The 26,840-nt window shown below is 46.7% G+C and carries 24 protein-coding genes; 17 read left to right on the top strand and 7 right to left on the bottom strand.

Annotated elements, in window-relative coordinates:
* The first annotated feature begins 78 nt into the window (after positions 1 to 78).
* Positions 79 to 1,386: a DNA cytosine methyltransferase gene (dcm, locus tag KDM90_RS15640; RefSeq protein ID WP_212676575.1), complete on the top strand. Its 1,308-nt coding sequence runs from the start codon at positions 79 to 81 to the stop codon at positions 1,384 to 1,386.
* A gap of 43 nt (positions 1,387 to 1,429) precedes the next feature.
* Here the strand turns inward: dcm and KDM90_RS15635 are convergent, their stop codons facing one another.
* Positions 1,430 to 1,657: a hypothetical protein gene (locus tag KDM90_RS15635; RefSeq protein WP_212676574.1), complete on the bottom strand. Its 228-nt coding sequence runs from the start codon at positions 1,655 to 1,657 to the stop codon at positions 1,430 to 1,432.
* Positions 1,658 to 1,812: 155 nt separating this feature from the next.
* Between KDM90_RS15635 and KDM90_RS15630 the strand changes: the two genes are divergently transcribed.
* From KDM90_RS15630 to KDM90_RS15620, 3 genes are all read left to right on the top strand, one after another.
* Entirely contained in the window at positions 1,813 to 2,292 is a 480-nt protein-coding gene (locus KDM90_RS15630) for a MarR family winged helix-turn-helix transcriptional regulator (protein WP_212676573.1), read from the top strand.
* Positions 2,293 to 2,342: 50 nt separating this feature from the next.
* Entirely contained in the window at positions 2,343 to 2,753 is a 411-nt protein-coding gene (locus tag KDM90_RS15625) for a DUF1398 family protein (RefSeq protein WP_230409846.1), read from the top strand.
* A gap of 542 nt (positions 2,754 to 3,295) precedes the next feature.
* Positions 3,296 to 3,991, top strand: coding sequence for a DUF3334 family protein (locus tag KDM90_RS15620; RefSeq protein WP_212676572.1), 696 nt, complete (start codon positions 3,296 to 3,298; stop codon positions 3,989 to 3,991).
* A 139-nt stretch (positions 3,992 to 4,130) separates the two neighbouring features.
* Here KDM90_RS15620 and KDM90_RS15615 read toward each other — a convergent pair whose 3' ends face one another.
* Positions 4,131 to 5,027 (bottom strand): LysR substrate-binding domain-containing protein, encoded by an 897-nt coding sequence (locus KDM90_RS15615; RefSeq protein WP_212676571.1) that lies wholly within the window; start codon positions 5,025 to 5,027, stop codon positions 4,131 to 4,133.
* A gap of 274 nt (positions 5,028 to 5,301) precedes the next feature.
* Between KDM90_RS15615 and KDM90_RS15610 the strand changes: the two genes are divergently transcribed.
* The 4 genes from KDM90_RS15610 (at position 5,302) to KDM90_RS15595 (ending at position 7,529) form a co-directional block, all read left to right on the top strand.
* The gene (locus KDM90_RS15610) at positions 5,302 to 5,580 is read left to right on the top strand and encodes a CBU_0592 family membrane protein (RefSeq protein ID WP_212676570.1); all 279 of its coding nucleotides are present in this window, start codon (positions 5,302 to 5,304) and stop codon (positions 5,578 to 5,580) included.
* Between the two features lie 9 nt (positions 5,581 to 5,589).
* On the top strand, positions 5,590 to 6,054 hold the full coding sequence (locus tag KDM90_RS15605; RefSeq protein ID WP_212676569.1) for a GNAT family N-acetyltransferase: 465 nt from the start codon (positions 5,590 to 5,592) through the stop codon (positions 6,052 to 6,054).
* A gap of 163 nt (positions 6,055 to 6,217) precedes the next feature.
* Complete coding sequence (locus KDM90_RS15600) at positions 6,218 to 6,556, top strand: KTSC domain-containing protein (RefSeq protein ID WP_212676568.1); 339 nt, start codon at positions 6,218 to 6,220, stop codon at positions 6,554 to 6,556.
* A 352-nt stretch (positions 6,557 to 6,908) separates the two neighbouring features.
* A complete protein-coding gene (locus KDM90_RS15595) occupies positions 6,909 to 7,529 on the top strand; it encodes a glutathione S-transferase (RefSeq protein ID WP_212676567.1) in 621 nt (206 codons plus the stop codon).
* Positions 7,530 to 7,661: 132 nt separating this feature from the next.
* Here KDM90_RS15595 and KDM90_RS15590 read toward each other — a convergent pair whose 3' ends face one another.
* Positions 7,662 to 8,720, bottom strand: a complete 1,059-nt coding sequence (locus tag KDM90_RS15590) for an alkene reductase (protein WP_212676566.1) — start codon at positions 8,718 to 8,720, stop codon at positions 7,662 to 7,664.
* A 139-nt stretch (positions 8,721 to 8,859) separates the two neighbouring features.
* Positions 8,860 to 9,468 (bottom strand): TetR/AcrR family transcriptional regulator, encoded by a 609-nt coding sequence (locus KDM90_RS15585; RefSeq protein WP_438947443.1) that lies wholly within the window; start codon positions 9,466 to 9,468, stop codon positions 8,860 to 8,862.
* Between the two features lie 278 nt (positions 9,469 to 9,746).
* Between KDM90_RS15585 and KDM90_RS15580 the strand changes: the two genes are divergently transcribed.
* The 5 genes from KDM90_RS15580 to KDM90_RS15560 all read left to right on the top strand — a co-directional run bounded on the left by KDM90_RS15580 (position 9,747) and on the right by KDM90_RS15560 (position 15,916).
* The gene (locus KDM90_RS15580) at positions 9,747 to 10,553 is read left to right on the top strand and encodes a tRNA-uridine aminocarboxypropyltransferase (RefSeq protein ID WP_212676565.1); all 807 of its coding nucleotides are present in this window, start codon (positions 9,747 to 9,749) and stop codon (positions 10,551 to 10,553) included.
* Between the two features lie 185 nt (positions 10,554 to 10,738).
* Entirely contained in the window at positions 10,739 to 10,987 is a 249-nt protein-coding gene (locus KDM90_RS15575) for a DUF3297 family protein (protein ID WP_212676564.1), read from the top strand.
* 20 nt (positions 10,988 to 11,007) lie between these two features.
* Positions 11,008 to 12,228: a hypothetical protein gene (locus KDM90_RS15570; protein ID WP_212676563.1), complete on the top strand. Its 1,221-nt coding sequence runs from the start codon at positions 11,008 to 11,010 to the stop codon at positions 12,226 to 12,228.
* A gap of 104 nt (positions 12,229 to 12,332) precedes the next feature.
* Positions 12,333 to 12,755 carry a guanosine-3',5'-bis(diphosphate) 3'-pyrophosphohydrolase gene (locus KDM90_RS15565; protein WP_212676562.1) on the top strand — a complete coding sequence of 141 codons (423 nt, stop codon included), beginning with the start codon at positions 12,333 to 12,335 and terminating at the stop codon, positions 12,753 to 12,755.
* 263 nt (positions 12,756 to 13,018) lie between these two features.
* On the top strand, positions 13,019 to 15,916 hold the full coding sequence (locus KDM90_RS15560; RefSeq protein WP_212676561.1) for a M16 family metallopeptidase: 2,898 nt from the start codon (positions 13,019 to 13,021) through the stop codon (positions 15,914 to 15,916).
* Positions 15,917 to 16,047: 131 nt separating this feature from the next.
* Here the strand turns inward: KDM90_RS15560 and KDM90_RS15555 are convergent, their stop codons facing one another.
* Positions 16,048 to 19,299 (bottom strand): PKD domain-containing protein, encoded by a 3,252-nt coding sequence (locus KDM90_RS15555; protein WP_212676560.1) that lies wholly within the window; start codon positions 19,297 to 19,299, stop codon positions 16,048 to 16,050.
* Between the two features lie 831 nt (positions 19,300 to 20,130).
* On the opposite strand from KDM90_RS15555, the gene KDM90_RS15550 reads away from it, so the two are divergent.
* Together KDM90_RS15550 and KDM90_RS15545 are read left to right on the top strand one after the other, a co-directional pair.
* Complete coding sequence (locus KDM90_RS15550; RefSeq protein WP_212676559.1) at positions 20,131 to 20,517, top strand: hypothetical protein; 387 nt, start codon at positions 20,131 to 20,133, stop codon at positions 20,515 to 20,517.
* 58 nt (positions 20,518 to 20,575) lie between these two features.
* Positions 20,576 to 21,550 (top strand): alpha/beta fold hydrolase, encoded by a 975-nt coding sequence (locus KDM90_RS15545; RefSeq protein ID WP_212676558.1) that lies wholly within the window; start codon positions 20,576 to 20,578, stop codon positions 21,548 to 21,550.
* Between the two features lie 86 nt (positions 21,551 to 21,636).
* Here KDM90_RS15545 and KDM90_RS15540 read toward each other — a convergent pair whose 3' ends face one another.
* Entirely contained in the window at positions 21,637 to 23,052 is a 1,416-nt protein-coding gene (locus tag KDM90_RS15540) for an FHA domain-containing protein (protein ID WP_212676557.1), read from the bottom strand.
* Positions 23,053 to 23,421: 369 nt separating this feature from the next.
* On the opposite strand from KDM90_RS15540, the gene KDM90_RS15535 reads away from it, so the two are divergent.
* On the top strand, positions 23,422 to 24,825 hold the full coding sequence (locus KDM90_RS15535) for an aspartate kinase (RefSeq protein ID WP_212676556.1): 1,404 nt from the start codon (positions 23,422 to 23,424) through the stop codon (positions 24,823 to 24,825).
* An 83-nt stretch (positions 24,826 to 24,908) separates the two neighbouring features.
* On the opposite strand, the gene KDM90_RS15530 is transcribed toward KDM90_RS15535, so the two are convergent.
* Positions 24,909 to 25,277 (bottom strand): DUF4124 domain-containing protein, encoded by a 369-nt coding sequence (locus KDM90_RS15530; protein WP_212676555.1) that lies wholly within the window; start codon positions 25,275 to 25,277, stop codon positions 24,909 to 24,911.
* A 270-nt stretch (positions 25,278 to 25,547) separates the two neighbouring features.
* On the opposite strand from KDM90_RS15530, the gene KDM90_RS15525 reads away from it, so the two are divergent.
* A complete protein-coding gene (locus KDM90_RS15525) occupies positions 25,548 to 26,747 on the top strand; it encodes a hypothetical protein (RefSeq protein ID WP_212676554.1) in 1,200 nt (399 codons plus the stop codon).
* The last annotated feature ends 93 nt before the right edge of the window (positions 26,748 to 26,840 follow it).

The raw sequence follows: 26,840 nt of genomic DNA, 5'->3' as shown, positions 1-26,840 counted from the left end.
AATAAAAATAGGTTGACAGATTTACTGAATAAAAATACAGTAGTAACCATGTATAAGGTTTGAGTAAAAGGATGAAACATGGAAGATCGTGCTGATTATTATTCTATCGCCCAGGCGGCGGATATTTTGGGCGTAACGAAAGAGACTTTGCGCCGTTGGGATGAGAATGGCACGATGGTAGCCCAGCGTATTGAGTCGAATAACTATCGCGTTTATCATAAGTCACAATTAGAGTTTTTTGAGAATACGCAGCATATGTTCAAAAACGCTTGGGATGCTGAATTCGTGACCAAGCCAAATCGCGGATATAAATTATTAGAACTATTCGCTGGTGCGGGTGGTTTAGCGATTGGTATGGAGCGTGCTGGGTTTGAATCTGTTTTGCTCAATGAACTCGATAAGCATGCGTGCAATACGCTGCGGCAAAATCGCCCTGATTGGAATGTAGTTGAGGGTGATATTTCTAAAATTGACTTCACCAAATATCGCGATCAAATTGATATTCTCTCTGGCGGATTTCCTTGCCAATCATTTTCTTATGCGGGTAAACAATTGGGTTTTGAAGATACGCGCGGCACTTTGTTTTATGAGTTTGCGCGTGCTGTGCGTGAGACTAATCCTAAAGTATTGTTAGGTGAAAATGTACGTGGTTTGCTCAATCACGACAATGGCGCAACACTTAAAACGATAAGCAATATTATTCGCGACCTAGGCTATACCTTGGTTGAACCGCATGTGTTGAAAGCGATGTTCTATCAAGTGCCACAGAAGCGGGAGCGTCTATTTTTAGTCGGTATTCGCAATGATCTAGCAGATAAAGTGAAGTTTGCTTGGCCGTCTTCCTACAAGCGCATTTTGACCATGCGTGATGCACTGAAAAAAGGTGAGTTGTATCCATGTGATGTGCCAAAATCAGAAGGTCAAACTTATCCGAAGCGTAAGGCCGAAATTTTGAAGATGGTGCCGCCTGGTGGCTACTGGCGCGATTTACCAGACAATATTCAACGTGAATATATGATGAAGAGCTACTTCCTTGGTGGTGGCAAAACAGGCATGGCGCGTCGCTTATCATGGGATGAGCCGAGCTTGACTTTGACGTGTGCACCAGCACAGAAACAAACCGAGCGCTGTCATCCAGAAGAAACCCGCCCACTCACGGTACGCGAATATGCTCGCATCCAAACCTTTCCTGATGATTGGCAATTTGCTGGGCCAGTGTCTGCCCAATATAAGCAAATCGGTAATGCGGTGCCAGTGAATTTAGCTCACGCGATGGGTCGTGCTCTTGTGCGTCTATTAAATCAAATTGATGATCACATGAACATACCAGCTAGTGCTAAGAAGAAAAAGACTTCAGCAAAAGATTTCGACGAAGTCACTGCTTAGCTCATTTAGTAAAGGTGCGACGTCGCTCGCACCTCTTTTGTTTTCAATACGAACACGGTCTCGCGACTAGCGCATTAACATATTTATTTGCAACTCTTTCCGCTAATCGCCTCGAATACTCTAAGCCACAGTCTAGCTCTTCATCTCTCAAGCTCACTGACCATATAAATCCACCACGCCATGTGTCTGGATTGGGGTCGATTGTTATCTCATAGCTGTTGATTTTTTCTTCGGCCACACTAACACCACTAGCTGCATGATTGCTTCTCATCGCGAACCTCCATTTGTCTAACGCAATAGCGATATTGCGCTAATCATCAAGGTAGGTCTACGGACTATGAGTGACATTTCTAACTCGTTAAAAATAAAATTGATTTTAGTTTCCAAGGAAACTAAACTACGAACATTCAATAAACGACGTTAGCCATGAAACCCACATCAAAACCAACCACTAAACTCCTCCCCAGCGCCCTAGAAGCCCATCTCGGCTTCTGGATGCGTTACGTCTCAAACCAAGTCTCCGCTCGCTTTGAAGCAGAGTTAGCTACGCACGATGTGAGCGTGACGGAGTGGGTAGCTTTGCGGGCTTTGTATGCGGAAGCGATTACGACCCATGCCGGTTTGATTGATGCTTTGGGTATGACTAAGGGCGCGGCTTCTAAGATTATTTCTAAGTTGGAGGCCAAGGATTTGGTGGCGCGAGATTTTGTCGATGGTGGTGCGCGTGAGCAGGTGTTGCGTTTGACTGCCGCTGGGCGGTGGTTGGTGCCTAAGTTGGCGAAGCTGGCAGATCAGAATGATGATTATTTTTTTGCGCATTTGGGCGATAAGAAACGCCAAGCTTTGATTGCTGATTTGCAGGAATTGGTGGCCTATCATCAGATGAAGCAAGTGCCTGTCAAATAGCGAGCTTTTCTTCTTTTTTTATTGAGTTAAACATAAATATGAGTACAAATATGAGTACAAATATGAATGCAAACAATAAGCACGAGTTGATTCACCAGACTTTTGTAGCTTCGCAAGCTGGCAGCATCCATTTTGGTCAAGTGATCGCTGCTTTGATGAGCGTTGATGTGGAGTCTTACTTTGTTGATTACCGTACGCGCCAAGTGACGTATTACTTTCCTAGCGATGAGACTTTGCAATTAAGCTATGACGCGGATGGTGAAGTGTTTGCTCAAGATTTTGATCAAGCGGCGGTGAAGGCGGCGATTGTGGGGGCGCAAAAGGGCGAAGTGATGTATCCCGAATTTAAAAAGCTAACGCAAAAAGCGGGTTGTATCGGCTATTTTGTGTGGATTAAGGGTCGTCATGTGTCTTATCTTGGCCGTAATGGTGAGACGCATGTTGAACATTTTCCTAATTAGCCTCGTGTTTTTTTATTTATTAATTATTAATTTTGATCATTAATTATTGGCTTTAAGCTACTTGTTTCGGTTGTCTACCAATACCGTTTGCGCATCACTCTTGTCGCGTTGAAACTTGCGAATGCAGCGTAAATTGAAGTCGATTTCCCTCGGCTACGCCACAAATCCCACATTAATAGTGAAATTACTAGACGGACGAAGCGCCATTGAATATTCTTTCACTATGGCAAATAGTTATCGTAGATAGCATTGTTGTAAACATATAATTTAACTTCCGTCTAGGGAAGTGCGTATGTTTCTTTCATCCGCGACCTGCGAATCAATTATGGCTATTTTCACACTATATTCACATCACGTGCTCGCTGAGGCTTTCCATCTCTTTTTCGCGGCGTCCGCGCAGTTGAACGGCTAAGAGGAAGACTGGGGTCGATAAAGTAGGCTGAACAGCCAACACGAGTAGTCAAAGTGAAACCCTGTCCTAGAGCGAGATGGCCCGATTCGCCATGCTTGGGACTATTTGGATTTAAGTAGAGGAGTATGTAATGGATCAGCATGAAAAAACGGTCGTGTACGGCACCGAAGACCTGCTCACAGGCTTGTGTAACTCAGTCACTCGTGTGCTCAACGTCGCCACTCAAAGTAAGATTCATTATTCGGCAATGGTGCAACGTATTACCAAGATTGGCTTGAAGCCTGATATTGGTTGCTTCGTCTTGTTTGATGGCGGTTTTTCGGGCTTGGTGGTGTTGAATTTTTCTGGCCAAGCAGCAATGGAAATTTACGCCAAATACATGCTGACAATGGGAATGCCAGAATCAGAATTGGCATCGGCATTTACCTCGGATGAAGTGGCAAATATTTTGGGCGAATTGATGAACCAAATCGTTGGCGATTTCACTGGCAAGATCCGTCGTGAATTGCAAACCAACATCACCCAAAATCAGCCAAAAATGTTGGTGTTGACCAAGCAGGTCATGTTAAGCGTGGATACGCCTTTGGATAGACCTGAGATCCGCCGCGTGTCGTTCTTTACTGAAAACAATAATATTTTCTATCTCGAACTCGCGATTGATCGTACAGAATTCATCAAATTGCATGACTTCGATATCAGCGAAGTGCCTGATCCAGATGATTTGCTGGAGTTTCAACAATCCAACCAAGGCAAGTCGGCGGCAAGCCCTTCAGCGCCGAGCGGCGATGACGATAGTGACGAATTATTGCGTTCACTTGGGATGTAAGGCGGCCCCATCTTAGCAATGCTTTTTGAGGATCGCCACGTCTAAGAAGTCGTGAGCATCTTCCTGTTGCGCGTGGTCTCTATTGGATCAAAATAGGACCACCGCGCGATTTATCTTGATCCGCAGGCCCGTCAAGCGGCTACGACAGTCCCATACGAAAGTCGAATTGTTCCATCACACCTAAGAAAATCTGCAAAGCCGGACTGGTGTCTTGCGCTCGCCACAATGCCAATAGACTAGACGTCGCAGGTAAAGGTATAAATTTCAAATGATGATTCAAATGATGCGAATACGAAATGGGCATCACTGAGATTCCAAGGCCTTTCGATACCAAGCCCAAGAGAGTCACACCAAAATCTGATTCGACACGGATGAGGGGATCAAATCCCGCAGCTTCAAACACGGCTTTGACTTGGGAAGCGTGCTCGCTGTTCCCCGTTAATGCAGGTAGCACGAATACTTCATCTCGAAGTTGGAGCAAGTCCTTATATTGCAGACTGCGCTTGTTGGCATAGCGATGCTGTTCCGGCACAACCAATGCGAAATGTTCGTGCATCAGGGGTCTAGAAATCAAATCGCGTGCCTTAGCACTTTCACGATTAAAGGCGATATCGATCCGATGTGCTTGCAAAAATGGATCAACATCCGCTGCATCGACCTCAAACATTTGTACAGCAATTTGGGGATATTGCTGGTGTAAGGCAAGCAACAGATCGGGCAAGATCGAAAATGTAATCGAGGCGGGATGCCCTATCCGTAGGGTGGCAACCTCACCTTTGGCAATTTGACTGGCGCGTCGTGTCACGCTCTCAAATTCACTGAGAAGTCGTCCATAGTGATCGCGCAGAAATTCACCAGCTGGTGTCAGATTCACATTGCGTTTATCTCTTTCAAACAAGGCAAATCCCAATTCTTCTTCCATGCTCTTAATGTGGCGACTCAAGGCCGATTGCGTGATAAATACTTTTTCTGAAGTTTTCCAGAAATGCTGTTCTTCAGCGAGCGCTAAGAAGTAGCGTATTTGTTGTAAATGCATGAGGACCACCGATTTTTTGCACTTGCTTGTGCTTGCTTGTGCTTGTTTGAGTTTGCTGGAGGAGTGATCTGCTTCAATCGGGAAGACGATCTTTTAAATCAATATTCGCATTAATCAACTCGAATTTAGCATTTTATTGCATTAAACAGAAGCGTAAATTATGTCCTAAGTCATTAAGCACGAGTCCATCCCAGTCGCGCTATTCGACACTGTAAGAACAGGAATAGCAAAGTCGCGTTTACGCACCGCCCAGCACATTCAAGAAAGCTAGCCTATGCAAGTACGTCCTATGAAAATACGTCAGTTATCCAGCCAAATCGCGCATCATTATTTGAACAGCCTGGGATGGGGAGGCGGCATCGTTTGCCTAATTGCATATGGCTTGAATACCCAGGAGCTGATTGCCAGCACCTCACTGACCTTTCTGCTGATGAATGTATTTGGCTGTTGTTGCTTAATCTATTACACCTATAAAAAAGAAGCCTTCGCGAACACGTTTCTCAATGGCGTGTATTTATTCATGACTGTCTTGGCATTGATCAAACAATTCTAGGAGTAAAACATGCTGCAATTTATTCGTACTGATTCTAACAATCTCGACTTTCAACAATTGGTGCTTGCGCTTGACCGCTATCTAGCGATTACCGACGGCGATGAACATGCGTTCTACGCACAATTCAATAAATCAGACGGCTTAAAGAACGTGCTGGTGGTCTATCAACAAGATCAGGCCATTGCCTGCGGAGCAATCAAACACTATGCGGATGGCGTAACCGAACTCAAACGTATGTATGTAGCACCCAATGCCCGTGGCCGCGGGCTTGCTTCGCAAGTCTTAACGCATCTCGAGAATTGGGCAATTGAATTGGATTATGGCAGTTGCATACTTGAAACCGGTGTCAAACAGCTTGAAGCCATTCGACTCTATCAAAAGAATAGCTATCAGGTGATTCCCAACTATGGACAATATGTGGGCATGCAAAATAGTGTTTGCTTTTGCAAGAATCTCTCTAAATCAGCGGCATGATGGAATTGCACTGAGCAACTCTGCGCACAATGTGAACGCAGATCATTTGATTCCCACAACGCGATACATGATGAGGGCTAGCGTGCGTATCTTGCAATTTTATTTTGGGTGCCGTGCCTTTGCGTGATATCGTGATGTAAGAGCATTTTTTGAAAGCACATCGATGAATATGCAGAAAATCCATGCAGGTAAGCTTCGCGCCATAGGCTACGATGCACGTGAACGTGTGCTACGGGTGGAATTAGACGATGGGAGTGCGATCGATTATTCAGGTGTCGGGCAAGAGATTTGGCGTCGCCTCTCTAGCGCGTCATCGAGTGCCGCTTGGAGTTTTTATCGCGACAATATTGAAGAAGAATTTCATGGGAAACGTGGACGTGCGTCGACTTCATCGGCCAACAACCGCGCAGCCTTAGACGCATTGTTTGGTCCCGCTGCTTCTGCTTCTGCTTCTGCTTCTGCTTCTGCTTCCGATTCTGCTTCTGACTCTGGGTCGGAATGAAAATCGGAATTGGACGAAGGTCTCCCAACGATTCTGACAAGGTGTGCTGATTTGCCCGATATGACATGTCCGATTGCAATGCAATTTCTTAGTTCAGAGCGACGACTCTGATTCCTCTCCAGCCGCCTTCAGATAAGATTATTCACGCGTGATATCATAGTTATGTTTATGTCGAGGCGACGTTTCTTGCGGCGGATGCGAAGAACGATCTTTCGACATATTTCATGCGTTTCATGCTTTTTTAAGGATCGAATTTCAGTGCGTGCAGCTGGGCGTACCGCGCCCAACTCAATCCCGTTATTTCTGCGCACCTATTCGCGTTTATTTAGGGCTTACTTTGAAAGAATTTTCTATGCCAAAACTTAAAATCACCTATTTTGATTTTCATGGTGGCCGTGCAGAGCCTGTACGTCTCGCGCTCGCAATTGGCGGTGTGCCGTTTGAAGATCACCGTTTTTCTTATCCTGAGTTCGCTGAAGTTCGTAAAAACACTCCGTTTGGACAGGTACCAGTGTTGGAAGTGGATGGCGAACAGATTACGCAATGCGATGCGATGTTACGTTATGCGGGCAAACTAGCAGGCTTGTATCCAAGCGATGCTTTGCAAGCTTTGGTATGTGACGAAGTCATGTTCGTAATTGAAGAAGCCGGAATCAAGATGGGGCCAACTTATCGCATGTCTGGCGAAGAGCAAAAAGCTGCGCGCCTTGCCTTGGTGAATAGTTCTATTCCAGTTTATCTAACATGGTTAGAGAAGAAGCTTGCGGCTGGAGGTGGCGAGTACTTTGCAGATCATCGTTTGACAGTTGCCGACTTAAAAGTTTTCATTGATATTCGGACTTTAAATTCTGGCCGCCTCGATCATATTCCAACTGACTTGGTTGAAAAAGTGGCACCGAGCTTGAATGCGCATATGAAACGTGTGGCTGAACATCCAGCGATCGTGGCCTATTACGCTCAGTTTGCGAAATAAGCTTCGAATTGGCGCAAAGCCGAGGATATAAAAAGGGTCTCAAAATAGAGACCCTTTTCTTTTGCCTGCGCCGAAAGCGATGCGTGAAAATTTGCTCGGTCAGCAGAACCGAACAAGATCATGGCTGTACGATTAGGACATGCTTGGGTAATCGGTATAGCCTTTAGCGCCTGGCGTATAGAAGGTCGATGCGTCCGGTGCATTCAATGCTGCGCCTGCTTGTATGCGCGCTGGCAAATCGGGATTCGCCAAGAAGCCGGTGCCAAATGCAACTGCATCCAGTTTGCCGTCTTGAATTGCCTGCTCTGCTTCGGCTCCTGTGTAGCCCATGTTACCGATCAACACGCCCTTGTAATGAGCACGTGCCACTGTCATCACATCGCCTGTTTGCGCTTGGAAGAAGTCGGCACGCATCACGTGCAAGTACGCCAAATTGAAACTATTCAAGTGGGCACTCAAATACTCCATCCACGCCAATGGATTGCTGTCTTTCATGCTGTTATAACTATTCAGCGGTGACAAACGCAAGCCCACGCGATCCGAACCAATTGCCGCGCACACAGCGGTCAATACTTCGTTGAGGAAGCGAGCACGATTTTCTATATTGCCACCGTATTCGTCCGTACGTTGATTAGATCCATCGCGCAAAAACTGATCGATCAAATAGCCATTGGCTCCGTGCACTTCGACGCCATCAAAGCCCGCTGCCATGGCATTTTTTGCGCCTTGTGCAAAAGCTTGCACGATTTCTTTGATTTCAGCCTGGCTCAATTCTGCTGGTACAGCGTGCTTGACCATGCCTTGCGGTGTATGAATTTCTCCGTCAATCGCGACTGCACTGGCGGAAACGGTCGATGCACCTTGGTTGAGATCAGGATGGGCAGCGCGACCAGCGTGCCAGATTTGCATGACGATTTTGCCGCCTTTAGCGTGTACCGCAGCGGTGACTTGTTTCCAAGCGTCGATTTGTTCTTGGCTATAGATTCCTGGCTCTGCTGCAAATGCAGAAGTGCCTGGCATCACCATGGTGCATTCTGTGATGATCAAGCCAGCACTGGCACGTTGTGCGTAATATTCTGCCATCAACGCATTCGGTAAATGTTCGAATCCTGCACGAGTACGTGTCAATGGTGCCATCAAAATACGATTCGGCAACTCAAGCGCGCCCGCTTTTAATGTAGTAAATAGCATGAGATTTCCTTCTTATTGGTGATACCTCAACCAAAGGTATCGGTTTGAAATTACAAATAAAGTTTCCCTGAGTTGGTGATCAAATCCGATCACGTCGCCCAATGGAGCAAACTGGTTTTGAATCTGTCGCTGAGGCAAATCAGTCCTGCCTAGCATCGATCATCAAAATATGTTGGGTGCTGCGCATTGCACTATTTAATGCGCTTGCATCGCGCCGCATTTTGGTCAATAAACTCGCCCCCAACCACATCTGATATAGGCTGGTTGCGGTATCGAGCGGATGAATCGCGCTGGATAAGGAACCATCCGATTGTGCCTCTACTATGCAACTGGCAATTCTAGCGATGATGCGTTGCGTGCCCTCTTGCAAAGCGATACGCATCGCTTCTGATAAGTCGGACACCTCACCAGCAAGTTTTGCCGCGAGACACTGACATTGCATGTCCTGATTCACCAAGGACGCCCGCCAGCCCTCCCAATACGCCATCAATCGAAGCGCAGCGGGACGATGGTCGGGTGCCAGCAAGCTGTCGATACTGGTCAGATAGTCATTGAAATAATCGGCGAGCAAAGCTTCGCCAAATAATTCTTTGGATTTGAAATAGTGATAAAACGAGCCTTTTGGTACCGCTGCCGCAGTTAGCACTTCATTAAGGCCAACCGCAGCGAAGCCTTTTCCCAAAATAATGGGTTTAGCTGTGTCCAAAATATGCTGTCGTGTATTGTCGCGAGTCATCATGTGTTGCATTGTAAACTAAATTAGACCAGTCGTCTTGAACCCTTCAGAAATGCGGATGGAAAGCTGAATATCAAGACAAATTTCTCCTGTAAGCGGCAAAATGATTTCAAAATGACCATTCAGTCCAAATTACTCACAGCGATCTCGTATGAATCGCCTAAAATGCTGACTCTTTTGCTTCAGCCATTTTTTTAATCCCTGAATTTTTTGCAGGCCATGCCAACTATCCGTCACGCATTTCGCGAGGCGGGGCTAGTCAAGACGAAATCAGTAAAAATAGTAAGCCCATGACATCCGCGCTCACCCCTCACGCTGTTTCGCGCTTACGCGCTTCTCGTCTCGAACGTAGTACTCGCCCTTTTCTCGCGCGCGGCGGCCCCAGCGGCGAACGCTGTCCATTTTGTCGTTTGATATTGAGTCATTGCTTTTGCGCTTTACGTCCTACCGTAGTAAGCCAAGCAGGAGTTTGCTTATTGATGGCAGAGCACGAAACACTCAAGCCTAGTAATACAGGTTGGCTGATTGCCGACCTTATTCCTGATACCAGCGCTTTTGGCTGGGCACGAACGAGCGTTGATCCTGCATTAACAGCCCTTCTTGCCGATCCTAAATGGCAACCCTATGTCGTCTTTCCAGGTGAATTTGTTGCACCTGAGCGTGTTGTGACAGATCTAAACGAATCACGTTGTTTGGGTCCCGAGCAACAAGCCAATACCAAACGTCCCCTTTTTATTCTGCTCGATGCAACCTGGCCAGAAGCACGTAAGATCTTTAAAAAAAGTCCGTATCTAGAAAAATTTCCTGTCTTGAGCCTCAAACCCGAGCAAGTTTCGCGTTACAAATTACGCCGCTCACGTCGCGAAGACCATTTATGCACGGCAGAAGTCGCGGCACTTTGCTTCGCGCTGGCAGGCGATCACATGGCGGCACAAACCTTAGAGGCTTATCTTGATGTATTCACTGAGCACTACCTCAGCGCAAAACAGCAACGCCATATCGACCTCAACGATACGGTCCATCAGCGCTTACGCGCATTGCATCAACACAATACTGAGGGCAAAGCTAGCATAGGAAATGCGAGCTTTCCCGCTTAAAAACGGATAAACTAGCGAACCCGCAATTCGCTGTCGACGAATTGCAATGAGATTCCCGAAAGCGCACCTTGGCAAACACAGAAAAACGCTTGGCCGACCATTAATACGGCGATGCAAATCGAAGCTTGTCGCAATCGCAATGCAATATCTCACTCTCGAATCAACGTAACGCAATACCAAAAACTATGACTGATAATACTAGCAAACCTGATTTTCCTGACCGCCTCTCGGTTGATCCTCGCAGCAAGTACTACGTTGCCGCAATCTTCGAACACGAAGTAGGCATTTTGCTCAATGGTAAAGAACGCCTAGGCGTTGAAGAATACTGCATTAGCGAAGGCTGGATCACTGTTCCTGCAGGCAAAACTTTAGATCGCAAAGGGATGCCGATGATGATTAAGGTCAAAGGCACAGTCGAGCCTTTTTATCGCTAATCGAATTTCTTAAAAGCCGCATGTCGAACTTCCATCATGTGCAGTTTATTTCATGGGAGTTATACACCGGTCCGTGTAAGGATCTCGCGCACCCTGAGCGAAGTACTTACGCGGGATTGCGCAGTGATACCACAGACCACCGCACCGATGTGGCTAGCCAATGCCGCGACATTGAAGCGCGCCTCGCTTTTATTGCCGATGCATTAGAACAAGCCCATGCCTTAGCCGATCCGTCGCCACAAACGCTCAAAATTTTTATGGCTCCAGAGTTCTTGTGCCGCGGTGCTGGTGGTGCCTATTTGCATGACTTATTGAACGGCTGGGTCGGTGCAGCACCGTCGAATTTTTGCCTTTCGACGCCATTTGACCATGCTTGGCCCGGTTTGTTCGGTGGCATGCAGCGCATCGCTGCGCAAGCCCAATACGCTGACTATCTGCTGGTTTTTGGAAGTGCTGTAAGCGCATCCTTCCCCACGGCTTTATCCAGCAACGGTCGTTATGAATTAGATCCAAGCCAACCTGGAGAGGTGTATAACACGACGTTGATTCAGCGCGGCGGTGCAGAACATCGTTCCTCGTGTTATGCCGCACGCAAACAATACGTATCTGGGATTGATTTTCTCAAATGGTGTGGCGATGCCTTACACCATACCAACCATACAGTGGTTCCGGCTGATCCTGAATCCGTCATCCCCAAGGATGTCTTGGGTGTCACTGAAGGCGGTGCACGCTTTACCCTCCCTAGTATCCAGCATGCCGATGGCAGTCTAATTGATTTCGGTATCGAGATTTGCTTAGATCATGCGTATAGCGGCGGTTGCCGTCGCAATGAATTTGGTCGACTTCGTACAGCCAATCAATCGGTAACCATCCAACTGGTACCCTCTGGTGGAATGGTGTTGAATCCTGACTCAATCCGCCTATTGCCTGAAGCAGGTCCAACGCCCTACAGTTATGCCTTCAATTGCGATGGCTATACAAGCTTAGATTTTCGCGTTTTTGGCAGCCACACACAAATATGGAATGGCGCAAATGGAGACGAAGTTCCAGTAGAGAATCGATTAATCGAAGTCGGTGGAGGTGATCCTTTTCCTGGTACACAACTACGCCGGGTGGCAACCGAGTGTACAACGCATTTCGGACCTGTCTTAGCAGAGCAATTATGGAAAAGTAGCGCGGAAGCAAAAGGTGCAGGTTATGTGCGGGTCATGCAGGTCATGCCCCTAAAGCCTCTTAGTTGATAAACTGAGTGGATAAACTAAGTAAAAAAACTTAGGGAATCAATGCACGATAATTTGTCTACAATTGGTCGACAAACACATCATCAATACTAAAGGAAACGATCATGTCTACATTAGAAAAAGCGCTCGCAACAGCGAGTCAGGCTCACGCAGGGCGTATTGGCGAAGATGGCGAAGCTGAAGTGCTACATCCAATCCGTGTCATGCTAAGGCTTAGCGACGATGAAGAACGTCAAACCGCGCTGTTGCATGACACCATAGAAGATGGTGGAATGACTGCAATAGAACTCCGTGCCGCAGGATTTTCAGAGCGCATCATCGAGGCAGTGGAAACGCTCACTGGTCGCCCCAACGAAACTTACGACGACTATATTCGTCGTGTTTTATTGGTCCCACTTGCTGCTCGGGTAAAACGTGCCGATGTCGAAGAACATGCCAGTGTGGTAGCGCAGATGCCGGTCAATGCGGAACAACAAGAACGCATGGGCAATTACGAACGCGCGAGGATCGCTTTATCACAAGCCTAAATGTGTGCGCCATGGCGCAATGTGTAACGACTCGCAGGGAACTTTTTTGATAAAAATAAGTCAATGATTGCCTGCTCTGTTTGAACTCAAAACGCTGTCAAGCTAAAGAGAATCATGGCCCCAATCTGCTCTTCAAATCAGATATTTCCATATGGGAATTTTGAAGATGAATTATTTCGAGGACATGAACTTTGTGCATACAATACGCGTTCTGATGTCTTCAAGATCAAACCAATTCATCTCTCTATTTCGAGGAAATCTCCATGACAACAAGAATATCGACTCCACTTCGTAACACCGTTATAGCGGCAGCAGTCTTTGCGCTGTGTGCGAGTGCATCCAGCATCGCCAACCCAACCTCAACGGCGGCTTCAAGTAAATCTGCACCGACCGCCAAGACTTCGTCTGGGCTCAAAGTCGACTATCAAAAATTCACTTTAGCCAATGGGCTCGATGTGATCTTTCATATTGATCGCTCCGACCCAGTGGTCGCTGTGAATTTAACCGCCCATGTGGGTTCCGCGCGCGAAAAAGCAGGCCGCACTGGTTTTGCCCATCTTTTCGAACACTTACTTTTTCTTGAATCAGAAAATCTCGGTAAAGGCGGCCTCGATAAAATGACCGCGCGTATTGGTGGCTCAGGGGCAAATGGATCGACTTCTCAAGACCGCACCAATTATCTACAAACCGTTCCTAAAGATGCCCTAGAAAAAATGATTTGGGCCGAAGCGGATAAACTAGGTTGGTTCATCAATACCGTGACGGATCAAGTATTAGCAAAAGAAAAGCAAGTCGTCAAAAACGAGAAGCGCCAAAGTGTTGATAATAATCCTTACGGTCATACTTCATACGTCATTGATAAAGCACTCTACCCTGCGGATCATCCCTACAACTGGCAAGTGATCGGTTCGCTAGAGGATTTACAAAACGCCACTGTGGATGATGTGAAAGAATTTTTCCGCCGTTGGTATGTTCCCAATAACGTCACGCTCGTGATCGCGGGCGATTTCGACACCGTCCAAGCGAAAAAATGGGTAGAAAAGTATTTTGGAGAAATCCAACGCGGTGAAGAAGTAAAACCCCAAGCGAAACGGCCTGGGTTTGTAAAAGAAACCGTCAAGCTCTACCACGAAGATAATTTTGCACGTGTACCAGCCTTAACCATGGTGTGGCCTGCGGTTGAACAATTGCATCCTGATTCCTATGCATTGGAGGTACTGGCCCACTATTTAACACAAGGAAAACGAGCCCCTTTCTATCAAGTGTTAGTGGAAGGCAAAAAACTGAGTGCGAACGTCAGCACACGAAATGACACCTCCGAACTAGCAGGACAATTTGTTTTGAACGTGCGCGCATTCGACGGCAAAACCTTGGATGAAGTTGCTTCCGCCATTAACGAAGCATTCGCACTCTTTGAAAAAGAAGGGATCGCCGACAAGGACCTCACCAGAATTAAAGCAGGGCAAGAAACGCAATTCTACAATTCGCTCTCTAGCGTCTTAGGTAAGTCTGCACAGCTCGCCGAATACAACTATTTGATCGGCAACCCTGGCTACGTCGAACAAGATATCAAAAATATTCTTGCTGTCACAGCCGCTGATGTGATGCGTGTCTACGAAAAATACATCAAGGGCAAAAATTATGTTGCAACCAGCTTTGTGCCTAAAGGTAAACAAGCTGTAGCCCTGAGCGGCTCGACCAAGGCGGAAGTCGCTGAAGAAAAAATTGTACAAGGAGCTGAGGACGCGGTCGATCCTAATATCAACGCGACCTACACCAAAACTCCGTCCAAAATCGCGCGTGACAAAGAACCTGCTTATGGTCCAACCGCTAGCGTCAAGGTGCCCGCTGTCTGGGAACAAACATTGAAGAATGGATTGCGCGTCTACGGCATTCAAAATAACGAAGTCCCCTTAGTTCAATTTGAGATCGTCATCGATGGCGGCTTACTCTTAGACGACCCACAAAAAGTTGGTGTTGCTAATTTGATGGCTCGGATGATGACGCAAGGTACTGCGAAGAAAACACCACAAGAATTAGAAGAAGCGATTCAACAACTCGGTGCGATGATCAACATCTCTGCGCGCACCGAAGATATTCGAATCACGGTCAATACTCTCGCTCGCAATTACGCAGCAACTCTGGCTTTAGTCGAAGAAATTTTATTAGAGCCACGCTGGGATGAAAAAGAATTCGCGCTACAAAAGCAAAATATCTTGAGTCAAATTCGTCAACAAGAAGCGAATCCTAACGTCGTTGCCAGTAACGCTTATAACAAATTGCTCTATGGCGAAGACAATATTCGTTCGCGTAATTTGTTAGGATCAATCGAGAGCGTCAACGCGATCAGCATCGCTGATTTGAAAACCTACTACAGCAAGAATTTATCCCCTTCGATAGCTCGTATGCATATCGTTGGTGCTTTGCCCAAAGCGAGCATCAGTCAATCACTAGCTGGTTTAAATCAACGATGGTTAGCAAAGCAAGTCACTATTCCTGCTCCAAGTAAGGCCAAAGTACCGAGTGAAGCGAAAATCTATTTCGTCGATATTCCTGACGCAAAACAATCCGTTTTGCAAATTGGCGCGCCGGCACTAGCGGCGACGGACAAAGATTATTATGCAGCGCAGGTCAGCAACTACATCTTTGGCGGTGGTGGATTTGCATCGCGATTGACACAGCAATTGCGTGAAGGGAAAGGCTATACCTACGGCATCAATTCCGCTTTCAGTGGAAGCAAGAGCACGGGGGAATTCAAGATTACCAGTGGTGTGCGCAGTAATGTGACATTGGAGTCAACCCAATTGATCAAACAAATCCTACAAGATTATGCCCGAACATACTCGGATGCCGACTTAGCGACAACCAAGAGTTTCTTAATCAAGAGTAATGCACGAGCCTTCGAAACTGCCAATGCCAAGTTGGGTCTGTTAGAAAATATTAGCAAATACGGTTGGTCAGCAAACTACATCAAGGATCGCGAACAGATAGTCAAATCAATGAGCATCGAGCAAATCCAAGCCTTATCGCAGAAGTACCTCGATCCAAACAAGATGATCTGGTTAGTGGTCGGTGATGCCAAAACCCAATTACCACGCATGAAGGAACTGGGATTCGGTGAACCTGTTTTGCTTAATAAACCACGCGAAGAAAGTAAGTAAGTAAGTAAGTAAGGCACGGCAGTCAACTTCACAAATGTAGTCAGACAAACAAACAACGACGCCAAGGCGTCGTTGTTTGTTTTTATGGCTGCGGTGTCATCGCCATACTATAGTCGGGCACACCACCTCAGCTACTGACAGTCACTCGGGAAACGCCACTCATTCACAAGATAATTTTGAACCTCTGCACTGCGCTGCGGCAGGGCTTCTTTCGCGCTATTCATAATATTGCAGGCTGCCATGCGCGGACTCACCGCATCTTGCTTGGCGTTCGCACGCTTGAAAAAACTATCCATAAATGTGTCGCCAAATGTTTCATTTAGATAGAAAAGCACGGCTGTAATCATATTGCTAGGATCGGTCGCTGGATTACTACCGGGAATAGGTCTATCCGTAATGGCCGGCTCTACTGCTTGTATATAAGATTGGCTCGAACTTAAGAAACCGTCTCGATATTTTTTGCTCGCAAAACGACCGCGACGTAATAAATGATCTTGGCTATACCCCATGTCGCGCAAACATCTTTGCCAAATATATTCTGGGAACGCTGAGGTCATACGCCCACCTGGTAAATTGGAATCCCCATAAAAATTATCGAGTTTTTGGAAGATAGGGAATGCACGCCCACCTTGGCGACCAAATTCATAAACACCAACCCACCAAGCGTAGGCATCCGCCTTGCTACGTGTGCCTCGCGACTGATCGAAAGTGTCTTTGGTCATTTCTGCACGGCCACCCGCACCACATCCCGCACCACAAGTGGTGTTGTCGGGGACCACGCTCAATTGTCCTTTCCCCACAAAATCGGGATCCCAAATGGTAGGCCATCTATTTTGCCCCAATTGTTGGTACAGTCCAAAACACTGATCTAGATTGGTCACGATGGTTTGGATGTCGGCTTGATCATATAAGTCTTGTGAACGAAGAATGACTTTTCTGCCTTCCCAAACATGGAAAGAACCCGTGTAAGTTCCCGAGCTCGAACCCCAAGTTGTGTAATTGCGTAAGTCACGATAAGTCACAGGACTGCGATTTTCGACAGTGATCGTGACACGGGCTATTGGACTAAAGACCAGACCGTCATTGACCTTTAGACCAAACACATACGTGCCTGTTTGGTCAGCAGTGAAGCTCGGTGTGGCGATATCGAACGCATTGAGTATGGCACTACTATTATTAGGTTTACTGATGAGTGACCAACTATACTGGAGCGAGTTGCCATCGGCGTCAAAGCTGGCACTACCGTCGAGATTGACGAGACTACCTTTCACGACAGATTGCGGATAGCCAGCAAAAGCCTCAGGCGCAGCATTGGTCGAATCAGCGCAGTCCGTCGGGAAGCGCCATTGCGAAACCAGATAATTCTTCACCTCATCTTTCAAGGACTCATTGACTAAGCGTGCGGTCGACATGATATTGCAAGCCGATTCCTTAGCCGTGACGGGTGTTTTTCTCGCCAGGATGCTCTTGAAAAAGCTATCCATAAATTGGTCACCAAAATTGTCATGCAGGTAGAAAAGAACCGTAGAAATTAATTGCCAAGGCACGACCTCCGGATTGGAACCGGGAATCGGCCTATCTGTGATAGTTGGCTCAATAGCTTGAACATAGCTTTGATTCGACTCTAAGAAACCTTTCCGGAAAGTCAACATCGAAGGCTCTCCTCTTTGGCGAATAATTTCTTGTGGCATACCAATATCCGTCAGGCATCGTTGTGCAATATACTCGGTGAAAGCCCTTCTCAATCTCTCCCCAGATGTGCCATTTGTTCCAGTGAAGTGATCGATCTTTTGGTAGATCGGAAAAGCATTATTGCCTTGCTGTCCGAGGACATTAAATGCGCTCCACCAGGCATAAGGGTCAGTATTAGATCTGCTTCCACGTCTATTCTCATAGATAGTGACATCAATGTCGCCTCGCGCCCCTGCTCCGCAGAAATTTGGGCCACAGCTTGCTTGCAGGGGAAGAAGGCTAATTTGCGCTTTTGCCCCAAACTCTGGATCTGAAAGTGTTGGCCAAGCTCTCTGGCCATAACGCTGATACAGGGACAAGCAATAATCGATATTTCCAATAATCGTCTGCAATTCTTGGTTTGAAAATTGTGACTTCGATCTGATTATTGATTGATTTCCCTCCCAAACATTAAAAGTGTCCGTCACGTTGCTCCAACTTGTATAACTTCGCGATCCTTTGAAATTAACCGAAGAAGTTGCCTCTGCTTTAATCGCAACTCTCGAAATATTTAAACTATTTAAACTTCCATCATTAACACTTAAACTGATGATGTAGCTTCCTGGCCGATCTGCTATAAAACTAGGCGTAGGTGATTTTACGTTATCCAGGCTTGCATTACTGAAGTCAGGTTTAGAATCAATTCTCCAACTAAACGTTAGGTTTTGATTCGCCCTTTTAACACTATCTCTTCCATCCAGCTTCACTGTGCTGCCCGTCAGCACAGTTTGTGCATAGCCTGCTACCGCGATCGGTGGAAATGCATTCAGTGATCCATACTCAACTTTAAAATTGGCATCATTCGTGTTGTAAGTGGCTATCGCTAAGGATGTATCGCTTGACGTAATTTTGGCAACGATCGCCATTGTTTTCGCAATGGATTCGTTCGCCGTGTTGTAGTTGATTCCTTGTTCGATGGCGAATTGGCGCGCCACGCCAATTTTATTGTCGAGCAATTGAGGCACCCAGCCCCAGTTTGGATCGCGGACAAAACTATGTGCTGAGTTGAGCATGGTAATGACCAACTTACCTTTGGTACTTTGTTTAGTCCTTAATTGTTCAGCCCAATAGTTCACATCCGCATCGGGTGGCGCATATTGCCCCGTTCTTCCCAATACATTCTTATAGATAATTCGAACGAAGTCTGCATTTGTCATGCTCTCCGAATACGATGTGAGGTCACTGTATTGAACTGCCGCCGCATAAAAATTCTCTGCAAGCTGATCGATTGTCATACCGGCCTTAATTTGTCCAGCCCAGTACACCAAACCATCGGCATCCGGTACCCGATTAAAAAAAGCAATGTAGAGCTCTATCAAGGATGTCAATTGCTGTTGACTAATTTGAGCGACCTTTGCGGCAACCTGCAAATTGATCGTCATATCCGAAAATTTTAATGCTTCGCTCATCGGCAGAACCGTCTTCGATTTCACCCCGATACTACTTTGTAAAACAATCCCTTCTGGCGAAAAACTAATCATGTAGTCCTTACGCGCGCCATTGATGATTTGAGTCGAATTGCTCACTGGTGCCGGGCTTTGGCTTTGGATCGGCGGGGCGTTTGCTAAATCAGGCGTGTTGCCGCCACAGGAGACCAGCAAAGGTAGAAAAAATATGAAAAATAGATAGGGGGAAACAGTCTTAACACGCATTTCGGTTCACCTCAAGGTAGTCAAACCATCAATTTGCGGTCAATCGAGTCGTACTCTTTCGAGACCAACCATCAGACGCACAATTCATCTCAAACAACAAAAGGTTTTCAGCATACGTCGATTACTAAGTAGCCTAAATTTCCGCGGGGGGAATGAAAGACACTGTGCGACTTCTTATGACAGATTGCATATCAAGCTTGGTCAATACAATCCCAATTCGAAACAAAAACTCGCCTAGCTATTTTGCGATATCTGGGGAGCATCCCTCAAACCATTTTTTATAGATTCTTGGAATCGATTGAATTTTGTCTGCTCCGTGCGACACGTGATCCATATTGGTGCGGACAATTTATTTCCAAACAGAAATTTGCTGGTGACGTTTGCTGACGAACGACCGACTTTATTGTCTTGCTTAACCTTGCTTAGGCCTCTCGCTCGATTAAGAGCAAGTTGCAGGTGATTTTCTTAATTCGCAATCAATTAAAAAAATATGTAAAGGGTGCTTGACAAAGTTTTTTTTTGGTTTAATATGTCAAACATGCTTTACACATTAAGTGATGCCAACACACTCACTTAGACTGTTGAGCAGCAAGAATGAGCAGCGATGATGAGTCTTTCTATACGCTGCTTATTTTTTAAATTGATATGTCAAGCGTACTTTACATAACGATCAGATCGGACGTGAACGAAAGTAGGCCTCCAGATTGAGAGCAAGGTGTCCTTTACGATTCCCTGCTTTTTTTATCGACCGACGTGTCAACTTTGCTTTACATTGACTTGCACGCAACACCGAATTTAACTTAATTGAATACAACAACATAGGAGCCCATCATGCGCAACATCGACATCAACCCACAATCCCGTCGCGAACTCAATGCTTCCATTATCTTGGCAGCAATGTTGTGGTCTTTCACCATGATTTTCGGTGATGAATTGATCATCAGCATAGGTCGCACCGCATTTAGCTTACTGCCGATTCTTCCGATTGCCGTCTTTGGGATCGCCTTAATCCGCCATGTCAAACGCACTGGTCAAAGCGAACAAAGTGCGATGCGTAGCAATATCGGTTTAGCGACCGCATTCACCGTCGTCTTTGTTTGCGGTTTAGGCCAAGTAAAAGGTGCGGGCTTTGCGCAAATCACTGCGATGGCCGCATACACATGCTTTGCCGCTGCACTCAGCCTGATTTGGACCGTACGTCGCGTCTGCAAATGCTAACCCACTTCCGCACACCTAACCCAGTTCGCTGTCTATTTACCATTGCAAAGAGACCATCATGCCTTTAACCCATTTACTGAAAACCACTTTGTCGACGATTGCTTTTGCAACGGCCCTCTCATCAATCTGCGACGAATCTGTCTACGCAGCCAACATCCAAACAAGCGCAACAACTTCAGCGCAAAGCGCGCATATTCCGATGCGCGAAGAGTTTCAAGTTGGTAGCCTTTACGTCGAGAAATACGCCAATCCTAACGCCAAAGGTGCACCGATCATCTTAGTTCCAGGCTTGTCGAGTGGCAGCTATGTTTGGGATGAAACAGTCAAGCAGTTGCGTGAGGGGCATGAATTGTATGTCTTGACCCTAGCGGGTTTCAATGGCAAACCCGCCATCAACGGCGCCAAACTTCCTAAAGCGAAAGAGTCTTTAATTGACCTAATTCAGTCACGTCACATCGATCGCCCCGTGTTGGTCGGTCATAGTCTAGGTTCAGCGATGTCAATTTGGCTTGCCGAAACCCATTCGAATTTAATCCGTGGTGTTTTCGCTGTCGATGGACTTCCTGTATTTCCTGGCACGCAAAATTTGACTCCAGAGCAAAGAAAAACGATGGCAGAAGCAAGTCGCCAACAAATGGCAAACGCAGATGCGCAAACTTACGCGACCCAACAATTGCGCTATATGCAGGCAACAGGCGTGGTCAATCCTCAACTAGCAGAACAAATCGCTGCACGTAGCGCGAAGAGTGATCCCGTCGCGACCGCAGACTACATGGCAGAATTGCTGATGATGGATACGCGTCCAGACCTCCCAAAAATCCAAGTACCCGTGACCGTTGTATCTCCGTATCACGCACCGGATTTTGCAAGGGCAAACATGTCAGAGGAATCGAAAACCCAATATTACATGGGCCTAGTGCAAGGGATACCAAAACTCAAACTGGTGAGTATTAGCGATGCACGTCACTTCGTGATGCTTGATCAACCGAAAAAATTTCACGATGCATTGATGACGTTTCTTCAAGAACTGTAAGATCGATCAAATCGTGTGATGTAATCAGCAACGTGGCCAACACAAATTTGTTTGGCTGGTACGAGTGACGTTGATGCATCCACGACTTAATCTGGCACCAAGCGATACGGGAAATAGCTTGTTTGAGGCCTTAGTTGATCGAGTTGATCGAGTTGATCGAGATTTAACTGAGTGAGATGCAGCAGATTGATGTCCCGCATCGTCTGCTGGTCATGCAAGTAAAACTGTCCTTGCGAATGAAAAATCAGAGGAAGAGGTATTCCATCGAACTGAGTGGTCGTGCAACTTGCCTCGGGCCGCAAATCAGGGGTCAGCAAATACCACATTTCACACAATCGATTCTCATCAAGTCGAGCCAAAATAATCAGATGCGGCAGTACTTGAACCACTCTTAGTTGGACTAGATTGGGAAAATCTGCGCATAGAGAAAGCTGCATCCCCGACAATATTGGCATGGGGTGCAGTTTATCCAAAATCACCGAATTCAACACCGTTCCGTACCGTGAGGTGTCAATAATCTCCACCCCTCGTGCTGTACGATGGAGTTTGGCATGACGAGCACTAATACGCGCGGCCAACTCGGGATGCTGAAGAGCGATATCGGCAACCGATACTGTATTTGAAGCGGTATTCGCCCGTCCGATAATCCACGATGTTTGCGCCAGTAAACGAATCGGCACTGCGGTGTACATCTGAGAGTTCTGGTTAGTCGAGTTGGGTTCGCGAATCGGTAACAAGCTCGCCCGAACCCATTCAGGCCGCGACCTCGCCGAGACGGAGACGGACCTCGCTGACGTTGTTAGCGATGCATAACTTGGCAGGCTCACTTCGGTCATCCATTCATCCCACGCCAGACTAGCCAAATTCGCTTCACTTGCATTGTGCTGTTCGCGCTTCGACGCAGGCGCCATATCCCATTGGGCAATCGCAGCATCTTTGGCGTAGATATCCACGTTCAAATGGCGCTCATTCGAGTCACTTAAAGATCCTAAGCCGCCTAATTTGGCGATGGCACCATCTTCCGCATGCACTCGGACATTCTTTTGTACAGCCAAAAAGACTTGATGAATTTCACTCAAGCTCGCATTCGCGCGCGGTAACAGGAGACTGGTTTTGCAAACCCAATGATGTTCAAGTGCCTGTTCATCAATATAAGAAAGTTGAATGTCCAAAGGATATTGACCATGCTCTCGACCTTTCCCGGAAAAACTTAACATGATGGCAGGCCATGCACCGGAGGGAGTGCGCTGTAATACAAAGCGATCACATTGGGATGTCAGAAGTTCCGAACGACATTCTAATTCTACGACTTGAACCGATGCATGCAATACCGCTCGCAATGCTAACTTCAAGGTCTGTCGTCCACCTGCTGCACGCGGATCATAACCGCTAAAATGTAGCTGTAGAGGGGATTGCGTCACTTCAGAGAAGGACGCCTTTGCAGCGGCGAGCCCTTGTATAGCGCGTCGTGCTTCTTTTGGAAATGGTGGTGTCGTCTTCATTGCCTTGCTCTCACGCCTTGATCGCGTTGGAGATGGAAACATTCTTTGCTTTCCGGCCTTGCCGAAAAGTGAGAGCCAACATGGCTTCATCGCACTGTAAAGCAGTGAGCGTTGATTGAAGGTCAGAATATCGCAACAAAAAGCATGCTGTTTTTGGGATTACCTTTGTAAAAATACTATTTTTTCGGATTGACCCGCTGGCTTCAGTGCAGTAACCTAGCCCGCTTTGTGTCGTCGGTGTAGTCGGTGTCGTGTGCGAATGAAAACAATAGGGCGCTTCGGCTCAGTTCTAGAATAAAACAGGTCGTCAAGCGAAGAGACAGATGCCAGCACGACACACGAACAATCAAGCGCTAACTGGAAATAATTATGAAAAAAATCGTTGTCAAATTTGGGGGTTCGAATCTTCGCCAACCGCAAGATATCGATCGCATTATTAATGTGATTCAAACCTACCAACGTCCACTGGTTTTGGTCGTTTCCGCATTTTATGGGATTACCAATGCATTGATAACTTGCGTTCAAAATGCCAAAGAAGGTGCTGGAACAAAAGCGGCATTGCTAGAGAGTCAAAGCTATACGCACCAACTGCGGCAGATGAAACGGCAAATTATCGAGGCGAATGTCGCCACCGCAGCAGATCGTGATCGTATCGAAAAAGCGCTCGCGGTACGTATCGATCAACTCGATCGCTATTTGACTGGCATTCATTGCATCGGCGATGTGCCCACTTTTGTCAACGATGCGATTTTAAGTTATGGCGAGCGCTTGTCTAGTTTATTGCTGACTGAAGTCTTATTGACACACGGTATTCAAGCGCGCGAGGCACTGCCAGAAGATATCGGCCTGATTACTGATGGCGTATTTGGCAATGCTGCATGTGATTTTGAAGCTAGCACCGCATCCGTAGCGCGCGCTTTAGATGGCGATGAGATCATCATCGTACCCGGATTTTACGGGGTCGACAAAGAGGGGAAAGCGACCCTGTTTGGACGCGGTGGTTCCGACTATTCCGCGGCGTCGATTGCCTGTTGCATTGGCGCTGAATCACTCGATGTATGGAAAGACGTTGATGGATTCTTGAGCGCGGATCCCGGCTCAGTCAGTGCGCCACGCTCCATTTCACAGTTAAACTATCTTGAGGCGGCGGAATTATCGTATTTTGGTGCGAAAATTTTACATCCACGCACGGTCGAACCACTATTTAACCAAGACATTCCTATTCGTATCTTGAATATCACGAAACCTGAACGCGGGCTACAAGCCTATACCGTCATTAACGCGCAACGCAAAGTGACCAAAGATGTGGTGAAGAGCGTAACTTCTACCGAAGATGTGGCAATCCTCAAACTGCACGGCCCTGGCGTTGGTTTCAAAGCCGGCATCTTGGCCCAGGTGACAAATGCATTAGATCGTCATGGCATCAATATTAAGAGCGTCTTAACTGCACAAACTGCGATCAATATTCTCCTAGCACGCGACCATCTAGATGCTGCTTATGCGATTGTGGCAGAACATCACTTGGCTGGTGTCGTTGAAGTATCGAGAAATACTGAGGTCGCGATCGTCGCGGTTGTGGGCGACGGCGTTTTAGAAGCTTCTGATATTGGCAGTGCGATTGCTAGTCGTGCGCTATCCGCTGCAATTGCCAGTGGCGTGCGGGTGTGTCTAGCCGCCGCCGGGGCGAGCGAAGTAGCAGCATATATGTTGGTACATCAAGATGATCGCAAGCTGGCATTGCAAGCTGTGCATACTGAATTTTTTGGAGTTTAGTTGATTGGCACTGCTTCGTCAGTGCCAATTCAAAACAAGCGCAGACTCGCAGCATCGCTGCACATTCTTAAACGCAGCTTATTTTATTTGATAGTCAGTGTTGTACGACGCACTTCACCTGGGGCTAAGGGGCGGTTGACTGCCTTTTCGAAAGCAGCGATTGCTTCACGATTCGAATTCTGTACGGCTTCGATCCGATTTCGTTGGGCTTGTCGTTGATTGAATGCCTGATTCTCCGCGTATAAATCACGCCCTGCTGCTGGGGCGGCATTACTCACTGGCGTATAGGCCATAATCGTTTTGTCTTTCGCGGTCGCTTGCGGGCACACCGCTTGAGTATAGGTCACCTTCCCGTTTTTATCGGTGCATTTCTTTACTTGGGCAGTCACATTAGCACTGAGTACAACAAGCCCAGAAAAAAGTGAGAAAGCAATGAGTCGAGTCGATTTCACGATTGAGACCTTTCAAACCATAAGAAAAAAAGATATTGAAAAGTGTAACCCACAATTCAAACATCGCGTCAAAATCTTGCTCCGTTTGTGAAATTTCGACGCCCCTCTCCAATCCCCTGCACCGCAAAAAGACAAAATAAAAGACAAAATTCGTCAAGCTCGGAACGAATACGGTGTTTACCGTATGTCGATTTACACACCGACTCTTTAGACTGCGCTTCATCGTATCAACCAAATCGTCGTGGTTGAATTTTTTTGATGGAGTAGAAAATGTTTGCAACTCTTTTAGTGACATTATGGCGTTGGACCTTAGCCTTGTTAGACTGGCGATGCCATTGGCGTGTCATTTGCGGCCGTCCTACGATTGATGTAGTTATCATCACGAATGTCCGTGATCCACAAGAAAAACATCTCTTTTGGGGGAAATGGGCACCCAAGCACGGTCATTCAAATGGTGCAAGAATCTATTTGCACGGGGTCGCTGGACGGGTACGCGGAATCTATAGCACAGCCGAAGAATTGCTCACCAAATCGGGACGTCAACTCGCCAAGCAGCAATTTATTCAGGCAGTAAAATGGGCGGACCGCCGAGGAGCTAAAGTCGTCTTATTGGCTGCATCGACCAAACGCTTATTTGGACGCGATGGCGCCGAGTTGAAAGCCCTGTTCCCACACATGCTATTTACGATAGGTGACAATGGCACCGCGCTACTTCTATGCCAAGACATCATGAATGCACTCAACAAAGCACAATTGACGACAGAGAGCAGAATATTGGTCATAGGACCCTACGGCATACTAGGGACTGAAGTCACGAAATATCTGCTCAAGCAAGGATTTGATGTTGCAGGTTTTGGTACAAATCCGACTTTATTGCATGAGTTTTCATCGAATTTTCCGATTCAACTAAGTAGCAATATTGAAGATTTTGGCAAAGTTGATGCAGTGATTGCATGTACCCACAGTACTCAGGCCAAACTCAACGCCAAGTCCATCGAACAGCTCCGCCGTACTGATCGAAAATTGCTAGTCATTGACGTCGCTGAACCAGCCAATCTCGATGCGACCACTTATGCGCAATGCCAACACGCCGTGGTTCGTCAGGATGCGGGCAACGCATGGTCTCCAGAGCTAGGTTTTGTCCTAGGAAAAATTTCATCAGATATGTTAAATCTCGCACCCAATAGTGTGTTTGGTTGCTTTGCGGAATCGATGGCGCTCTACCATGCCATCTATCGACAACATCAACATACACTACTGAATCAAAATTGGTTTCAAGTGAATCGCCTCAATAGCGCGATCCTCAGCTATAACTTTGAACACTTGGATGTGATGGCTGCACCAGCTTACTGTTTTGGCGAAAAAGTATTCGATTTTTCTTTAGAAGGACATCCAAACAAGCGGGGGGCCGATGCGCCGCCTTCTCTCGCCAACGTTGAGAGCAAGCATGGTCGCTATGCCACGACTTAATGGGGACGCCAAACAAAGTAGCGAAAATAGAATGAATCGCGAGTCAAATCGACATAGTCATTAACTTGGTATGTCTGTTTTGTTATTCAAAAG

The sequence above is a fragment of the Affinundibacterium fentianense genome (genome assembly GCF_018139545.1).
Taxonomy (GTDB): domain Bacteria; phylum Pseudomonadota; class Gammaproteobacteria; order Burkholderiales; family Burkholderiaceae_D; genus Undibacterium; species Undibacterium fentianense.
Note: the sequence above shows the minus strand (reverse complement) of the source record. Positions and strands in the feature narration are given on the sequence as shown.

What these genes read in the sequence shown, in the direction of transcription:
- dcm (WP_212676575.1), top strand. Translation starts at nt 79, where the DNA reads ATGGAAGATCGTGCTGATTATTATTCTATCGCCCAGGCGGCGGATATT.
- KDM90_RS15635 (WP_212676574.1), bottom strand. Translation starts at nt 1,657, where the DNA reads ATGAGAAGCAATCATGCAGCTAGTGGTGTTAGTGTGGCCGAAGAAAAA.
- KDM90_RS15630 (WP_212676573.1), top strand. Translation starts at nt 1,813, where the DNA reads ATGAAACCCACATCAAAACCAACCACTAAACTCCTCCCCAGCGCCCTA.
- KDM90_RS15625 (WP_230409846.1), top strand. Translation starts at nt 2,343, where the DNA reads ATGAGTACAAATATGAATGCAAACAATAAGCACGAGTTGATTCACCAG.
- KDM90_RS15620 (WP_212676572.1), top strand. Translation starts at nt 3,296, where the DNA reads ATGGATCAGCATGAAAAAACGGTCGTGTACGGCACCGAAGACCTGCTC.
- KDM90_RS15615 (WP_212676571.1), bottom strand. Translation starts at nt 5,027, where the DNA reads ATGCATTTACAACAAATACGCTACTTCTTAGCGCTCGCTGAAGAACAG.
- KDM90_RS15610 (WP_212676570.1), top strand. Translation starts at nt 5,302, where the DNA reads ATGCAAGTACGTCCTATGAAAATACGTCAGTTATCCAGCCAAATCGCG.
- KDM90_RS15605 (WP_212676569.1), top strand. Translation starts at nt 5,590, where the DNA reads ATGCTGCAATTTATTCGTACTGATTCTAACAATCTCGACTTTCAACAA.
- KDM90_RS15600 (WP_212676568.1), top strand. Translation starts at nt 6,218, where the DNA reads ATGAATATGCAGAAAATCCATGCAGGTAAGCTTCGCGCCATAGGCTAC.
- KDM90_RS15595 (WP_212676567.1), top strand. Translation starts at nt 6,909, where the DNA reads ATGCCAAAACTTAAAATCACCTATTTTGATTTTCATGGTGGCCGTGCA.
- KDM90_RS15590 (WP_212676566.1), bottom strand. Translation starts at nt 8,720, where the DNA reads ATGCTATTTACTACATTAAAAGCGGGCGCGCTTGAGTTGCCGAATCGT.
- KDM90_RS15585 (WP_438947443.1), bottom strand. Translation starts at nt 9,468, where the DNA reads ATGCAACACATGATGACTCGCGACAATACACGACAGCATATTTTGGAC.
- KDM90_RS15580 (WP_212676565.1), top strand. Translation starts at nt 9,747, where the DNA reads ATGACATCCGCGCTCACCCCTCACGCTGTTTCGCGCTTACGCGCTTCT.
- KDM90_RS15575 (WP_212676564.1), top strand. Translation starts at nt 10,739, where the DNA reads ATGACTGATAATACTAGCAAACCTGATTTTCCTGACCGCCTCTCGGTT.
- KDM90_RS15570 (WP_212676563.1), top strand. Translation starts at nt 11,008, where the DNA reads ATGTCGAACTTCCATCATGTGCAGTTTATTTCATGGGAGTTATACACC.
- KDM90_RS15565 (WP_212676562.1), top strand. Translation starts at nt 12,333, where the DNA reads ATGTCTACATTAGAAAAAGCGCTCGCAACAGCGAGTCAGGCTCACGCA.
- KDM90_RS15560 (WP_212676561.1), top strand. Translation starts at nt 13,019, where the DNA reads ATGACAACAAGAATATCGACTCCACTTCGTAACACCGTTATAGCGGCA.
- KDM90_RS15555 (WP_212676560.1), bottom strand. Translation starts at nt 19,299, where the DNA reads ATGCGTGTTAAGACTGTTTCCCCCTATCTATTTTTCATATTTTTTCTA.
- KDM90_RS15550 (WP_212676559.1), top strand. Translation starts at nt 20,131, where the DNA reads ATGCGCAACATCGACATCAACCCACAATCCCGTCGCGAACTCAATGCT.
- KDM90_RS15545 (WP_212676558.1), top strand. Translation starts at nt 20,576, where the DNA reads ATGCCTTTAACCCATTTACTGAAAACCACTTTGTCGACGATTGCTTTT.
- KDM90_RS15540 (WP_212676557.1), bottom strand. Translation starts at nt 23,052, where the DNA reads ATGAAGACGACACCACCATTTCCAAAAGAAGCACGACGCGCTATACAA.
- KDM90_RS15535 (WP_212676556.1), top strand. Translation starts at nt 23,422, where the DNA reads ATGAAAAAAATCGTTGTCAAATTTGGGGGTTCGAATCTTCGCCAACCG.
- KDM90_RS15525 (WP_212676554.1), top strand. Translation starts at nt 25,548, where the DNA reads ATGTTTGCAACTCTTTTAGTGACATTATGGCGTTGGACCTTAGCCTTG.